The organism is Ruania albidiflava DSM 18029, from assembly GCF_000421225.1.
GTDB classification, from domain to species: Bacteria; Actinomycetota; Actinomycetes; order Actinomycetales; family Beutenbergiaceae; genus Ruania; species Ruania albidiflava.
The window spans coordinates 173,164-188,119 of the sequence record NZ_ATWL01000007.1; the positions used below are offsets into that span (position 1 = coordinate 173,164).

Below are 14,956 nucleotides of genomic sequence, written 5' to 3' on the forward strand. Positions count from 1 at the left end.
CGCACCGGCGGCTTGTTGCGCCCTGACGAAGGAGTCTGATGTTGTCCCGCACCACCCGTCCCCGCGCCTGGTTCGCTCTCGGCGCCGCGCTCAGCCTGCTCGGCACCGGCCTGGTGGCCACCGAGACCGCCCTCGCCCCGGAGGCCGCCGCCGCTGCGCACACTGTGGTGCTCGCCGGCACGTTCCAGGACGAGCTCGGCTGCGCCGAGGACTGGCAGGCCGACTGCGCCGCCACCGCCCTGCAGCCCGGCGAGGACGCCGGCAGCTACACCACCACCCTGGAGCTGCCCGCCGGCGACCACGAGGTCAAGGTGGTCCTGGACGGCGACTGGGACACCTCCTACGGGGTGGGCGGCGGCGAGGAGAACTACCAGATCCGGCTGGCCGGTCCGACCACGCTGCAGCTCACCTTCGACGAGACCACCACGCTGCTCAGCGTCACCGCACCCGACCTGGACCAGGGCTACACCGAGGCGGACGCCGCCCTGGTGGCCGACCCGGTGCACCAGGCCGGCTCGGACGAGCAGTTCTACTTCGTGATGACCGACCGGTTCGCCAACGGTGACGCCAGCAACGACACCGCCGGCATCTCCGGCGACCGCCTGGACCACGGCTACGACCCCACCGACAAGGGCTTCTACCACGGCGGCGACCTGGCCGGCCTGCACCAGCGGCTGGACTACATCGAGGACCTGGGCACCACGGCGATCTGGCTCACCCCGTCGTTCGTGAACCGCCCGGTGCAGGGGGAGGGGGCGGACGCCTCGGCCGGCTACCACGGCTACTGGGTCACCGACTTCACCCAGATCGACCCGCACCTGGGCAGCAACGCCGAGCTCGAGGCGCTCATCGACGACGCACACTCCCGCGGCATCAAGGTCTACTTCGACATCATCACCAACCACACCGCGGACGTGATCGACTACGCCGAGGGCAGCTACGACTACGTGGACCAGGCCACCTCGCCCTACACCGACGTGGACGGCACCCCCTTCGACCCGGCCGACTACGCCGGTACCGGGAGCTTCCCGGAGCTGGACGGGCAGACCTCCTTCCCCTACACCCCGGTGCGCGAGGAGGGGGTGACCCTGGTGCCGGACTGGCTCAACGACGTCACCCTCTACCACAACCGCGGCAACTCCACCTGGGAGGGGGAGTCGGTCACCTACGGCGACTTCGACGGCCTGGACGACCTGATGACCGAGCACCCGGAGGTGGTGCAGGGGTTCGTGGACGTCTACTCCGACTGGATCGACCTGGGCATCGACGGGTTCCGCATCGACACGGTCAAGCACGTGAACCTCGAGTTCTGGCAGCAGTGGACCACCGAGGTGCTCGACTACGCCCACTCGGCCGGCAACGACGACTTCTTCACCTTCGGTGAGGTCTACGAAGCCGACGCCCGGCTGCTCGCTCCGTACGTGCGCAGCACCGACATGAGCTCGGTGCTGGACTTCGCGTTCCAGTCCTCGGCCGTGGCCTACGCCCGCGGTGGCAGCGCCGCCGGGCTGTCCGGGCTGTTCGCCGCGGACGACTACTACACCACCCCCACCTCCGACGCCGGGGCGCTGCCCACCTTCCTCGGCAACCACGACATGGGGCGGGTCGGCTACTTCCTGCAGGGTGCCGGTCAGGAGCTGCAGCGCTCCCGGCTGGCGCACTCGCTGATGTACCTCACCCGCGGGCAGCCGGTGGTCTACTACGGTGACGAGCAGGGCTTTGTCGGCCAGGGCGGGGACAAGGACGCCCGGCAGGACATGTTCGCCAGCCAGGTGCCCCAGTACCAGCAGGACCAGCGGTTGAGTGGCGAACAGATCGGCGAGACCGACCACTATGACACCAGCGCCCCGATGTACACCCACATCGCCGAGCTTGCCGCGCTGCGCCAGCAGCACCAGGCGCTGACCAGCGGCGCGCAGATCGAGCTGGCTGCCGACGGGCCCCTGTACGCGTTCGCCCGGGTGGATGCCCAGGAGCGGATCGAGCACCTGGTGGCGCTGAACAGCTCGGCCGACCCGGTGACCACCACCCTGACCACCCTCACCCCGGGAGCGGACTACACCACCGTGTCCGGTGACCACGCCCCGGTCACCGCGGACGCCCAGGGCCAGGTGACCCTGGATGTCCCGCCGCTGTCCGCCGTCGTGCTGGTGGCCGACCGCACCGTGGGCGCCCCGGCGGAACCGGGCAGCATCACACTCACCCCGGGGCAGGGCGGTGCGCTGGCGGAGCTGGCACCGATCGAGGCCGAGATCGCCGAGCACACCTGGGCGCAGACCTCCTTCGCCTACCGGCTGCTCGGCGAGAGCGACTGGACACCACTGGGCACCACCACCGGCGACGCGCCCCGGGTGTTCCACGACGTGACCGGGCTGCCCACCGGCACGATGGTGGAGTACCGGGCGGTCTCCGAGGACGCTGCCGGGCACCGGGTGGCCGCATCCACCCTCGGGGTGGTCGGGCAGGCGATGGACGGCACCGCCGCCGAGGAACCCACCGAGCAGCTGGTGACCGTCCCGGGCAGCCACAACGCCGCGATGGGGTGCGCCGGGGACTGGCAGCCCGGGTGCGAGGTGGCCGCCCTGGCCCTCGGCGAGGACGGCGTCTACTCGGCCACCTTCGACCTGCCCGCCGGGGACTATGAGTACAAGGTGGCCGTCGGCGGCAGCTGGGAGGAGAACGACGGGGCCGGTGGTGTGCCCGGCGGGGACAACGTCGCCTACCAGCACGACGGCGGCGAGATCACCTTCTTCTACGACCCGGCCACGCACCGGTTCAGCAGCACTGCCGAGGGGGAGATCCTCACCCTGCCGGGCAGCTTCCAGAGCCAGGTCGGCTGCCCCGCGGACTGGCAACCGGACTGCATGGCCACCTGGATGCACGACAGCGACGGGGACGGGACCTATGAGTGGTCCACCGACGCCCTGGCCACCGGCAGCTACCAGGTGAAGGTCGCCCACGGGCGCAGCTGGGACGAGAACTATGGCGCCGATGGCGTCCCGGACGGGGACAACATCACCTTCAGCGCCACTGCCGGTGACGTGGTCACGTTCAGCTACGACTCCGCCAGCCACCGGCTCACCGTGACCGCGGAGAACCCGCCGCTGCCCGGTGCCGGCGAGCAGGCCGCGCAGTGGGTGGCTGCCACCACGATCGCCTGGCCGCGCTCGCTGCTGCCGGAGGACGTCGCGCTGGAGGACCTCACCTTCTCGCTGCACCAGGCCGCCGACGGCGGGATGTCGGTGGATTCCGGCCAGGTCACCGGGGCAGAGAGCTCCGCCAGGCTCGAGCTGGTCGCCGCACAGCTCCCGGACGACCTCGCCGAGGCCTTCCCGCACCTGTCCGACTCCCTCGCCCTGCAGGTGCAGGGACTCTCGACGGCGGAGGTCGCCGAGGCGCTCAAGGGGCAGCTGCGGGTCTCGGCCGAGCAGGCGGGGGAGCTGGTGGCGTTCACCGGGGTGCAGATCCCCGGCGTGCTGGACGACCTGTACGCCGACGAGGCAGCCGAGCGCACCCTGGGCGTGCACTGGGCCGAGGGCACCCCGAGCCTGGCGGTGTGGGCGCCGACCGCTCGCCAGGTGGACCTGCAGCTGTGGGCGCCGGGCAGCGAGCAGACCCGGGCGGCGCCGGAGCTGGTGCCGATGACCCGAGGTGGCGACGGGACCTGGACGGTGACCGGCAGCCCGGACTGGGAGGGGAAGTCCTACCGGTACCAGGTGCAGGTGTACGCCGACGCCGCTGACGAGGTGCTCACCAGCTCGGTGACCGACCCGTACTCGGTAGGGCTGACGGCTGGCTCCACGCACTCGGTGCTGGCGGACCTGGACGACCAGCGGGTGGGCGCCCCAGCAGTGGACGCAGGTACCCGCCCCGGTGATCGAGGACCCGGTGGACCGCACCATCTACGAGCTGCACGTGCGGGACTTCTCCATCAGCGACGAGACCGTACCGGCCGGGCTGCGCGGCACCTATGGCGCGTTCGCCCTCAGCGACAGCGACGGGGTGAACCACCTGCGCGAGCTGGCCGAGGCCGGGATGAACACGGTGCACCTGCTGCCCACGTTCGACCTGGCCACCATCGAGGAGGACCGGTCCGCGCAGCAGGAACCGGACATCCCGGACGCCGGCCCGGACTCACCCGAGCAGCAGGCGGCGGTGGCTGCCGTCGCTGACCAGGACGGGTTCAACTGGGGTTACGACCCGCTGCACTACCAGACCCCAGAAGGCTCCTACGCCGCCGAGGGGAGGCAGCACGGTGGTGACCGGGTGGCGGCGTTCCGCACCATGGTCGGCGGTCTGCACTCGTTGGGCCTGCAGGTGGTGCTCGACCAGGTGTACAACCACACCACCTACTCCGGTCAGGAGGCGCCCTCGGTGCTGGACCGGATCGTGCCCGGCTACTACCACCGGCTGGACGCCACCGGCCAGGTGGAGACCTCCACCTGCTGCCAGAACGTGGCGACCGAGCACGAGATGGCGGAGAAGCTGATGGTCGACTCCGTGGTCACCTGGGCCGCCGACTACCACGTGGACGGCTTCCGGTTCGACCTGATGGGCCACCACTCGGTGGAGAACATGCAGGCGGTGCGGGATGCCCTGGACGAGCTCACTCTCGCCGAGGACGGGGTGGACGGGGAGTCCGTGTATCTCTACGGCGAGGGCTGGGACTTCGGCGAGGTGACCGGCAACGCCCGGTTCACCCAGGCGATCCAGGGCCAGCTCGGCGGCAGCGGCATCGGCACGTTCTCCGACCGGCTGCGCGATGCAGTGCGTGGTGGTGGTCCGTTCGACGAGGACCAGCGCAGCATCCAGGGCTTCGGCTCCGGCTCGGCGACCGACCCGAACGCGGTGGCGGCGGGTTCGCCGGAGGAGCAGGCGGCGCAGTTGGCGCAGCAGAGCGACCTGGTCCGCCTCGGGCTGGCCGGCAACCTGGCCGACTACTCCTTCCGCACTGCCTCCGGTGAGGTGCTCACCGGTGCGCAGATCGACTACAACGGCCAGAGCGCCGGGTATGCGCAGCAGCCTGCGGAGGTGATCAGCTATGTGGACGCCCACGACAACGAGACGCTCTACGACAACCTGGTGTTCAAGCTGCCGACGGACACCTCGATGACCGACCGGGTGCGGATGAACATCCTGTCCCTGGCGACCACCGCCCTGGCGCAGACGCCGTCGTTCTGGCACGCCGGCACCGACCTGCTCCGGTCGAAGTCCCTGGACCGGAACAGCTACAACTCCGGCGACCACTTCAACGAGCTGGACTGGAGCGGCCAGTCGAACACCTTCGGGGTCGGGCTGCCACCAGCGGCCGACAACGAGGACAGCTGGGACATCATGGGCCCGCTGCTGGCCGACGAGGACCTGGTCCCGGAGCCGGCGGACATCGAGCACGCCAGCCAGATGGCGCAGGACCTGCTCCGGCTGCGGTTCTCCACCGACCTGTTCCGGCTCGGCTCGGCGGAGGCGATCGAGGACAAGGTCAGCTTCCCGCAGGCCGGCCCGGACGCGACCCCGGGACTGATCGTGATGGCGATCGACGACCTGGCCGGGGCACAGGACGTGGACCCAGACCTCGACGGGGTGCTCGCCGTGTTCAACGCCTCGCCCGAGCCGATCACCGAGCAGGTCGACGGCTTCGCCGGACGAGACTTCACCCTCTCCGCGGTGCAGCAGGACGGTGTGGACGACGTGGTGCGCAGCACCGAGTGGGAGGCCGACACCGGGACCGTGACCGTCCCCGGCCGGACCGTGGCGGTGCTGGTGGACGACCAGGAGGCCGGCGAACCGGATCCCACCGAGGAGCCCACCGAGGTGCCTGACCCGACGCAGGAGCCGACCGACCCGGGCGGCACCGGCGACCCCGCACCGAGCGACAGCGACGCCAGCGGCTCGGACGAGGGGGCCACAGGAGCCGGTGGTGAGCTCTCCGCCACCGGTGTGGCGCTACCGGCCCTGGTGGCCTGGGCGGTGCTGGCGATCATCCTCGGCACCGCGGTGGTGCTCCTCGCCCGGCGCCGGAGCCTGACCACCGAGTAGGCACCCCTCGCCCGATCGCCGACCGAGGCACTCCTGTGACACGGAGGTACGAGTTTCGCGCCTCCATGTCACAGGAGTACCTCAGTGTGAGGCCGCCCGCCTATACCTGGGGGAGCTGCACCCAGGCGGTGACGTCCGGGGCGAGGACTGCAGCGCCGTCGCCGGACCCGGACAGGTCCGCACTGGCGAGCAGCACCTCGGTGCCCTCCGGTAGACGCAGGTCCTGCTCGCCGAGGTTCACCAGCACCAGCACCGACCCGTTCTGGAAGGCGAGCACCGAGTCGCGTGCGGCACCGGGCAGCCCGTCCACCCAGGCAAGCGAACCCGCACCCAGCTCCCACTCGGCACGCAGCCGCAGCGCGGCCCGGTACAGCTCCAACGTCGAGCCCGGTTGGTCCATCTGGGCGTCGCGGGCGAAGGAAGCCCAGTCCTCCGGTTGCGGCAACCAGGTGGTGCCGGTGGGGGAGAAGCCGAACCCGGGGGCGTCGGCCTCCCAGGGCAGCGGCACCCGGCAGCCGTCGCGGCCCTTCTCGGCACCCTCGGTGCGGAAGAACGCAGGGTCCTGACGCAGCTGGTCCGGTAGGGCCGTGTGCTCCGGAAGCCCGAGCTCCTCACCCTGGTACAGGTACGCCGAGCCGGGCAGAGCCAGCATCAGCAGCGCCGCAGCCGATGCCCGGCGCAGCCCGAGCGCCGCATCCGGCTGGGTGTCCTCGGCGCCGATCCCGTTCGGACCCTTGCCGGTCTCGGCCAGCCCCAGCCGGGAGGAGGCGCGGACCACGTCGTGGTTGGACATCACCCAGGTGGTCGGCGCTCCCACCTCATCACTCGTGGTCAGCCCCCGGGTGATCGAGGCCCGCAGCTCGGAGGCGTCCCAGCGGGTGCACAAGAAGTCGAAGTTGAAGGCCTGGTGCATCTCGTCCGGGCGGACGTAGCGGGCCAGCGCCTCCGGGGTGTCTGTCCATGCCTCGGCCACCAGGGCACGGTCGCCGTCATAGTCGGCGAGCACCCGGTGCCAGCGGCGGTACACCTCGTGCACACCGGGCTGGTCCCACATCGGTGCCTGCGGGCGGTCCCCGGCCTCGACCGAGTCGTCGTCCTGGCCGCCGACCATCGTGGTGTGCCCGCCCCAGTCGGGGAACTCCTGGTCCTTGATCAGCCCGTGCGCCACGTCGACGCGGAACCCGTCCACACCGCGGTCCAGCCAGAACCGGAGCACATCGTCGAACTCGGCCCGGACCTCCTCGTTCTCCCAGTTCAGGTCCGGCTGGTGGGAGTCGAACAGGTGCAGGTACCACTGGCCGAGGGTGCCGTCCGGTTCGGTGATCCGGGTCCAGGCGCGGCCACCGAAGACGCTCTCCCAGTTGGTGGGCGGCTCCTCGCCGGACTCGCCGCGGCCGTCGCGGAAGATGTACCGGTTGCGCTCGGCCGAGCCCGGGGCAGCGGCCAGGGCGGCCTGGAACCACTCGTGCTCGTCGGAGGTGTGGTTGGGCACCAGGTCCACGATCACCCGCAGCCCGAGCTCGCGGGCCCGGGCGAGGAGGGCGTCGGCGTCGGCCAGCGTCCCGAACCGCGGGTCGACCTGACGGTAGTCGGCCACGTCATAGCCGGCGTCGTGCTGCGGGGAGGTGTAGAACGGGGACAGCCAGATCGCGTCGACGCCAAGCTCGGCCAGGTGGTGCAACCGAGCGGTGATTCCCGGCAGATCACCGATCCCGTCACCGTCCGCGTCGGCGAAGGAGCGGGGGTAGATCTGGTAGATCACCGCCGTGCGCCACCACTCGGGATCTGGCCCCGCCGGGCTGTGGATCAGGGTGCTCGTGGTCTCGTCGAGGGTGCCCAGGGGCACAGATGCGGAAACAGTCACCGCGCCATTCTGGTCATTTCCGGGCGGAACATCAACGGCGCCCGGACGGGACAGCGCCAGAGGCTGCTCGGGCACCTGCGCACGGCACCGCCGCGGGGGCGGCAGACCCCCACCGTCTAGGCTGGTGGGCGTGGTGCAGGAGCAGATACCGGTCCGTGGCTACGGGGCGCTGGACATCGAGCGGTGGTACGCAGAGCCGCCGAAGACTGCCCACCGCACGCCGTTCGAACGGGACCGGGCACGGATCGTGCACTCCTCGGCACTGCGCCGTCTCGGCGCCAAGACCCAGGTGCTGGGGCCGGGCACCGACGACTTCGCCCGCACCCGGCTGACCCACTCCCTGGAGGTGGCCCAGGTCGGACGGGAGCTGGGCAAGTCGCTGGGTTGCGACCCGGACGTGGTGGACACCGCCTGCCTGGCCCACGACCTGGGTCACCCACCGTTCGGGCACAACGGAGAGACCGCGTTGAACCAGGTGGCCGCCGGTATCGGGGGGTTCGAGGGGAACGCGCAGACACTGCGGCTGCTCACCCGGCTGGAGCCGAAGACGTTCACCCCGGAAGGGCTCGGCGTGGGACTGAACCTGACCCGCGCCAGCCTGGACGCCGCCACCAAGTATCCGTGGTTCGCCGGTCAGGGCCCGGTGCGACCCGATGGGTCCAGCACGCACAAGTTCGGGGTCTACGCCGACGACGCGCCGGTGTTCCGCTGGCTGCGGCAAGGCGCCCCGGAGCTGAAACGGTGCATCGAGGCGCAGGTGATGGACCTGGCCGACGACGTCTCCTACTCCGTGCACGATGTGGAGGACGCGGTCTTCTCCGGCCGGGTCGACCTGAGCACCATCACTGGCGAGGTGCAGCGGGAAGAGGTGATCACCCTGGTGCGCCAGTGGTACGACCCGCCGGTCGGGGACGAGGTGCTGGATGCGGCGATCACCCAGCTCACCTCGCTGGACTACTGGGTGCACAGCTATGACGGCACCCGCCGCGGGCAGGCTCGGCTGAAGGACATGACCAGCCAGCTGATCGGCCGGTTCTGCGTGGCTGCCGCGCGAGCCACCCGGGAGTCGTTCGGGGACGGCCCGCTGGTGCGTTACGACGCGGACGTGGTGGTCCCGGACGAGGTGCTCGCAGAGATCAGCGTCCTCAAGGGCATCGCTGCCACGTATGTGATGGCCCCGCGCGAGGACGACCCCCTCTACCAGCGCCAGCGACTGATCCTCACCGACCTGGTCGCCGTGCTCTACGACCGGGCGGAGATCGCGCTCGCGGAGATGTTCGCCGAGGACTTCGGCCAGGCGGGTGACGACGACATCCGGCTACGGGTGGTGGTGGACCAGGTGGCCTCGCTCACCGACCTGTCCGCCCTGGAGTGGCACGCCCGGCTCTGCGGACCGGATGTGGGCACCGCGCTGTAGCGGCGGGGCCCACCACCTCCCGCACCCGGTCCGCTGTGGACGCCGCACCCGGGTCGCGCTGCGACGACTTACACTCGTCGATATGGCCGGTCTCATTCGTCGTGAGGACATCACCGCGGTGCGGGAGCGGGCGAAGATCGACGAGATCGTCGGCCAGCACGTGACCCTGCGCAGCGCCGGCGTGGGCTCGATGAAGGGCCTGTGCCCGTTCCACGACGAACGCAGCCCCTCCTTCCACGTGCGTCCGCACCTGGGCCTGTGGCACTGCTTCGGCTGCGGGGAGGGTGGCGACGTCATCTCCTTCGTGCAGAAGATCGACCACCTGAGCTTCACCGAGGCGGTGGAGACGCTTGCCGCGAAGGCTGGGGTACAGCTGCGCTACGAGGACGACGGCGGCCCGCGCCGGTCCCCGCACGAGGCGGGCCGGCGCCAGCGGCTGCTCGATGCGCACCGGGTGGCCGCCGAGTACTTCGCCGCCCAGCTCTCCAGCCCGGAGGCGCAGGTTGCGCGCGACTTCCTCACCGGCCGCGGCTTCGACCGGGCCGCTGCCGAGACGTTCGGCCTCGGGTACGCCCCCAAGGGGTGGGACAACCTGGGCCGGCACCTGCGGCAGAAGCACTTCACCTCTGAGGAGCTGACCGCTTCCGGGCTGCTCTCTCAGGGCCAGCGCGGCAGCTACGACAGGTTCCGCGGACGGTTGGTGTGGCCGATACGAGACCTGGCCGGCGCCGTCGTCGGTTTCGGGGCGCGCAAGCTGTACGAGGACGATCCGGGACCGAAGTACCTGAACACCCCCGAGACGCAGATCTACAAGAAGTCCCAGGTGCTCTACGGCATCGACCTGGCCAAGCGGGCGATCGCAAAGAACCGGCGGGTGGTGGTGGTCGAGGGCTACACGGACGTGATGGCGATGCACCTGGCCGGAGTGCCCACGGCGGTGGCCACCTGCGGTACGGCGTTCGGCGGCGAGCACATCAAGATCGTGCGCCGGCTGCTAGGGGACAGTGCCAGCTCGGCCGCCGGGGTGATGCTCTCCTCCGGCAGCGCAGTGGGCGGTGAGGTGATCTTCACCTTCGACGGGGACGAAGCCGGGCAGAAGGCGGCACTGCGTGCGTTCGACCAGGACCAGCAGTTCGCTTCCCAGACGTTCGTGGCGGTCGAACCCTCGGGGATGGACCCGTGCGACCTGCGCCAGGCGCGTGGCGACGAGGCTGTCCGGTCACTGGTGGCCGACCGGGAGCCGCTGTTCCAGTTCGCGATCCGCTCGGTGCTGCAGCAGGTGGACCTGGACACGGCCGAGGGGCGCGTGAACGGGTTGCGGGTGACCGCTCCGGTGGTAGCCCGGATCCGCGACCACGCGCTGCGGGGAGAGTACGCCCGCGAGCTGGCCGGATGGTTGGGCATGGACGAGTCGTCCGTGCGTCAGGCGGTCAACCGAGCAGCGCGGGCACCTCGGCCAGCCGATGACGGCGGAACTCGCCGGGACAGGCGCCCTGGCCCTGGTCCGGGGCCGAGTGGGGGCGGCCCGCAGGGGCGGGCCCAGGACGGTGCCGGTGATCAGGACGCGGCACCAGCAGCGGCTGCCGCTCGGGCGGCGGCCCGCTACCGCGACGACCCGGTAGCACGGCTGGAGCGTCAGGTGCTCGAGGTGGTGCTGCAGCTACCGCAGCACGCTCTGGAGGCGGGGTTCGACGACCTGGGGGCGGACACGTTCGTGGTCCCGGCGCACCGGGCGGTGCACGATGTGATCCGCGCGGCAGGTGGCCTGGCCCGGTTTGGTGAGCTGGCGGAACAGCTGAGCGCCAGCGGTGCGGGTAGCAGTGCAGCGGACCGGGCTACCGCCACCTGGGCCGAGCAGGTGCGGGAGGCGGCGGACGGGCCGGTGTCCACCCTGATCACCGAGCTGGCGGTGGCACCGTTGCCGCAGGACCGTCCCGAGGAGCTGGGCGGTTACGCGCGAGGGGTGCTGGTCGCGCTGCTGCGGATGGGGATGACCCGGCAGGTGGCGGACGTGAAGGGCCGGTTGCAGCGGATGGATCCCAACGACCCGGCCTACGGCGAGGCGTTCACCGAGCTGGTGCGGCTGGAGGAGCGGCGTCGGCTGCTGAACGAGTCCGCCTAGCTGGTACCCGGCCGGTGCGGACACCGGACGTCCTGTGGGGACATCTACCCCGGATGAGGTGTGCATCCACCCTGCCCGGTGCTCTAGCCTGCACCGTATGAGTGAACCGCAGGGACCACAGGAGCAGCAGCCGGGGAGCACACCGCCCGGTCCGCAGGGGACCCCGGGCTACGGTGCGCCCGGGCAGCAGCCCGGGGGTGAACAGCCCACGCAGGCGTTTGGCGCTTCCTCCGGGGGGCAGCCCGGCTACGGCGCGCCGGGGCAGCAGCCCGGGGGTGAACAGCCGACGCAGGCGTTTGGTGCTTCGTCCGGCGGCCAGCCGGGGTACGGCGCACCTGGGCAGCCTGGTGGTCCGCAGCAACCTGGCTATGGCGCTCCTGGTCCGCAGCCGGGGCAGCAGCCTGGTTATGGCGCGCCGGGGCAGCAGCCTGGTTATGGCGCGCCGGGGCAGCAGCCCGGGTACGGGGCGCCTGGCCAGCAGCCGGCCTACGGGGCACCCGGTGGCTACGGCCAGCAGCCCGGGTACGGCGGCCCAGGTGGCCCAGGCGGGTACGGACCCGGTGGTCCGGGGGGTCCCGGCGGCGCTGGTGGTCCGGGAGGACCGACCCCGTGGTACGCCCGCTGGTACGTGTGGGTGGCCGCAGCGTTGGTGATCGTGCTCATCGTGTTCGGCATCGTGAAGCTCGCTGGAGGCGGTGGCGACGAGCCGCCGCCGACCGCCGACCCGACCACCACCGAGCCGTCGGAGGAGCCCACCAGCGACGAACCGAGCGATGAGCCGAGCGATGAACCGACGAGCGAGCAGCCCAGTGACGACCCGACGAACGGGGGAGCCGACGTCCCCACCGACGACGTCGCGCTCGGCGACATCGTGTCTCTCGATGCGAATTGGGACGCGACCGTCGAGGAGCCGAACATGGACGCAACGCAGCTCGTGGTCGACGAGGGCAACCCCGAACCTGGCGACGGCAAAAAGTACGTGATCGTCTACGCAACTGTCACGAACACCAGCGACGAGCCCCGTACACCGTGGAACGACCTCGGGATGGCGTATGTCAACGCCAACGGTGACCAGTTCGACAGCTCGAACGTCGTGGCACCGGACGACATGTACATGGTGTCGGAGCTGGCGCCCGGCGAGAGTGGTACCGGGACCTGGGTGTTCGAGGTGTCGGAAGAGAGCACCGGTGGCTACTGGCTGATGGCCTCGTTCGCGGACAGCGACTCACCACAAGTCGTGTCTTTCGTGAACCCGTGAGCCGCTGAGTCGTCAGCACCTACGCCGGCCGCTCCCTTGCAAGGGAGCGGCCGGCGTTCTGTGTTTCGCACCGAGTCGGGCGGTGTCCGGCACTTCGGTGAGGAACGGCGGTGCCCCAGGCGGGGCTTGAACCCGCGACCGACGAATTATGAGTTCGCTGCTCTGACCAGCTGAGCTACTGGGGCCGGGCGCGCAGCGGCGCACCGCCGCCGGTCCGTGGCATGGGCCGGCGCCGACAATCGTAATGGGTGCCGGGCACGGGTTAGTGTCATGTCCATGCGTCGATCTCTGCGGCAGCTGCCCGAACCGATCCGTGCCCAGATTCCCGCCGGCGCCAAGGTGCTGGCCAGCCGGGAGCTGACCGATGGTCACTGGGCGGTGGCGACGGCCGAGCGGGTGCTGGTCCTGGAGGCCGAGAAGAGCCTGGTGGACCGTCCGTGGGCGGAGGTGGACCGGGCCACGATGGACTCCGACACCGAAGAGCTGACCGTGACTTGGGTGGACGGGGCGGAACCGACCGTCCTGCCGGTCGGGGACCAACCCGGGGTTGCCGACTTCACCTTCGCGGTCAAGGAGCGCGTGGACAACTCTCTCGTGCACGTGGAGACCGAAGAGCTGCCGGGTGGTGGTGTGCTCCGGGGTGCGATCCGCCGCAACCCAGACGGCTCGCTCTTCTCCCAGGTGACCATCTCCGGCGCCCGCCGCACTCCGACCGACATTGACCGCCGAGCCGCCGATCTCGAGACCCGGATCCGAGGTGTAGTGGGACTCACGCCCTGAGCCGGTGGCGGCGGTCCGGAGCACGGAGGAACGCTGTTAGTATTGTCGTCGCGATCCCCCGTAGCTCAATAGGCAGAGCATCCGACTGTTAATCGGACGGTTACTGGTTCGAGTCCAGTCGGGGGAGCCCTTGCCTCAGTGCACACCATCCTGTCCGGTGGCCTGTTCCCGGTCCGCATGCTCCCCAGCGCTGCGGCCTCCTGAGGTGCGTAGCTCACGCGCCCGCTGTCGGTCCTTCTCCTCCCGGGCGGCCCGCTTGGCAGCAGCACGCGTGTCCCGTGCCGGGAGCTGAAGGGTGTCCTCAGCCGGCAGGCCCGCCTGCAGCTGGCGGCCACGCTCCAGCTCGGCGTCGAACTCGGCCCCCAGCAGTAGCGCCAGGTTCATGATCCACAGCCAAAGCAGGAAGATGATGACCCCGGCGAGCGCGCCGTAGGTCGTGGCGTACTTGGCGAAGTTGGCGACATAGAGCCCGAGCCCTGTCGAGGCGAGCGCAGCAGCCACGATGGCGATGATCGCACCCAGGCTGATCCACCGGAACCGGGGTTGTTTCACGTTCGGGGTGGCGTAGTACAGCAGCGCTATCACGACCACGACGATCGCGAGCAGCACAGGCCACTTCACGATGGACCACACGGTGATCGCAGCACTCCCGAGGCCGACCAGCTCGCCCACCGCGCGCGCGACCGGACCGCTGAGGACCAGGATCGACGTCGCGACCGCGACCAGCAGCAGCATGAGCACGGTCAGCCCGTACATCGCCGGCCGCAGCTTCCAGATCGGGCGCCCCTCAGTGACGCCGTAGACCCGGTTCATCGCGCGGGAGAACGCATTGACGTAGTTGGACGCCGTCCACAACGCAGCCAGCAGCCCGACCAGCAGACCGACTCCGGGTGCAGGTGCGTTGGTGAGGCTGGTGATGACGGGCTCGAGGGTGCTCATCGCGCTGTCCGGTACGGCCGCGGAGACCAGATCCACCAGCTGGTCGGTCAGCGACTGCTGCCCCACCAGGCTGAGGATCGACACCAGAGCGATCATGGCCGGGAAGATCGACAGCATCGCGTAGTAGGTGAGCGCTGCCGCGAGGTCCAGGCACTGGTCGGTGACGAACTCGCTCACCGTGCGGCGCAGGATGAACAGCCAGGACGGTTTGCGCAGCTCAGTGGGGGAGTCCGCCTTCCCCCGGCGGCGGGCCGGAGCAGCCCTCCGGCGAGAGCCTCTCCCCTTCCTCGTCTGATCGGGGTCAGTCGTACGCCGTTCGGCCATGGTCGTCTCCCACTGGTGTCTGAACAGCCGGGCGAGCGGGGGCAGGGCGCACCTACGGCACGGTCCAGAAGTAAGACATCACGTGTGCTTACCCGAGACCGGTGCGCTCATCATCGTGTGCGGCCGGCTCCTGCGCATCTTCTGCTCTAGGTTGCGCATCCGGGTGCCGCGCTTACGGTGGACTCCAAGCACCGGCCGGCGACCCCGCCGGCTTGG

6 protein-coding genes, 2 tRNA genes and 1 pseudogene are annotated in these 14,956 nt (G+C 70.4%); 6 read left to right on the forward strand and 3 right to left on the reverse strand.

Annotated features, from left to right (window positions below; all coding sequences use genetic code 11):
- The first annotated feature begins 38 nt into the window (after window positions 1-38).
- Window positions 39-6,036, forward strand: a pseudogene (gene pulA, locus K338_RS21890) (pullulanase-type alpha-1,6-glucosidase).
- 100 nt (window positions 6,037-6,136) lie between these two features.
- Here the strand turns inward: pulA and K338_RS0110470 are convergent.
- Complete coding sequence (locus tag K338_RS0110470) at window positions 6,137-7,900, reverse strand: glycoside hydrolase family 13 protein (protein ID WP_245542941.1); 1,764 nt, start codon at window positions 7,898-7,900, stop codon at window positions 6,137-6,139.
- 124 nt (window positions 7,901-8,024) lie between these two features.
- On the opposite strand from K338_RS0110470, the gene K338_RS0110475 reads away from it, so the two are divergent.
- The 3 genes from K338_RS0110475 (at window position 8,025) to K338_RS26430 (ending at window position 12,697) form a co-directional block, all read left to right on the forward strand.
- Window positions 8,025-9,317, forward strand: a complete 1,293-nt coding sequence (locus K338_RS0110475) for a deoxyguanosinetriphosphate triphosphohydrolase (protein WP_423817691.1) — start codon at window positions 8,025-8,027, stop codon at window positions 9,315-9,317.
- A gap of 82 nt (window positions 9,318-9,399) precedes the next feature.
- Window positions 9,400-11,439: a DNA primase gene (gene dnaG / locus K338_RS0110480; RefSeq protein ID WP_022918127.1), complete on the forward strand. Its 2,040-nt coding sequence runs from the start codon at window positions 9,400-9,402 to the stop codon at window positions 11,437-11,439.
- 97 nt (window positions 11,440-11,536) lie between these two features.
- Window positions 11,537-12,697 (forward strand): DUF4352 domain-containing protein, encoded by a 1,161-nt coding sequence (locus K338_RS26430; protein ID WP_157612355.1) that lies wholly within the window; start codon window positions 11,537-11,539, stop codon window positions 12,695-12,697.
- A gap of 111 nt (window positions 12,698-12,808) precedes the next feature.
- On the opposite strand, the gene K338_RS0110495 is transcribed toward K338_RS26430, so the two are convergent.
- Window positions 12,809-12,882, reverse strand: a tRNA-Ile gene (locus K338_RS0110495).
- A 91-nt stretch (window positions 12,883-12,973) separates the two neighbouring features.
- Between K338_RS0110495 and K338_RS21900 the strand changes: the two genes are divergently transcribed.
- Both K338_RS21900 and K338_RS0110505 read left to right on the forward strand, forming a co-directional pair.
- Entirely contained in the window at window positions 12,974-13,477 is a 504-nt protein-coding gene (locus tag K338_RS21900; protein ID WP_157612356.1) for a hypothetical protein, read from the forward strand.
- A 54-nt stretch (window positions 13,478-13,531) separates the two neighbouring features.
- Window positions 13,532-13,604: transfer RNA gene (locus tag K338_RS0110505), tRNA-Asn, on the forward strand.
- Between the two features lie 8 nt (window positions 13,605-13,612).
- Here K338_RS0110505 and K338_RS0110510 read toward each other — a convergent pair.
- Window positions 13,613-14,593 carry a YihY/virulence factor BrkB family protein gene (locus tag K338_RS0110510; protein WP_245542942.1) on the reverse strand — a complete coding sequence of 327 codons (981 nt, stop codon included), beginning with the start codon at window positions 14,591-14,593 and terminating at the stop codon, window positions 13,613-13,615.
- Window positions 14,594-14,956 lie beyond the last annotated feature (363 nt).

Coding starts and splice junctions, on each gene's coding strand:
- dnaG (WP_022918127.1), top strand. CDS start 9,400: ATGGCCGGTCTCATTCGTCGTGAGGACATCACCGCGGTGCGGGAGCGG.
- K338_RS26430 (WP_157612355.1), top strand. CDS start 11,537: ATGAGTGAACCGCAGGGACCACAGGAGCAGCAGCCGGGGAGCACACCG.
- K338_RS21900 (WP_157612356.1), top strand. CDS start 12,974: ATGCGTCGATCTCTGCGGCAGCTGCCCGAACCGATCCGTGCCCAGATT.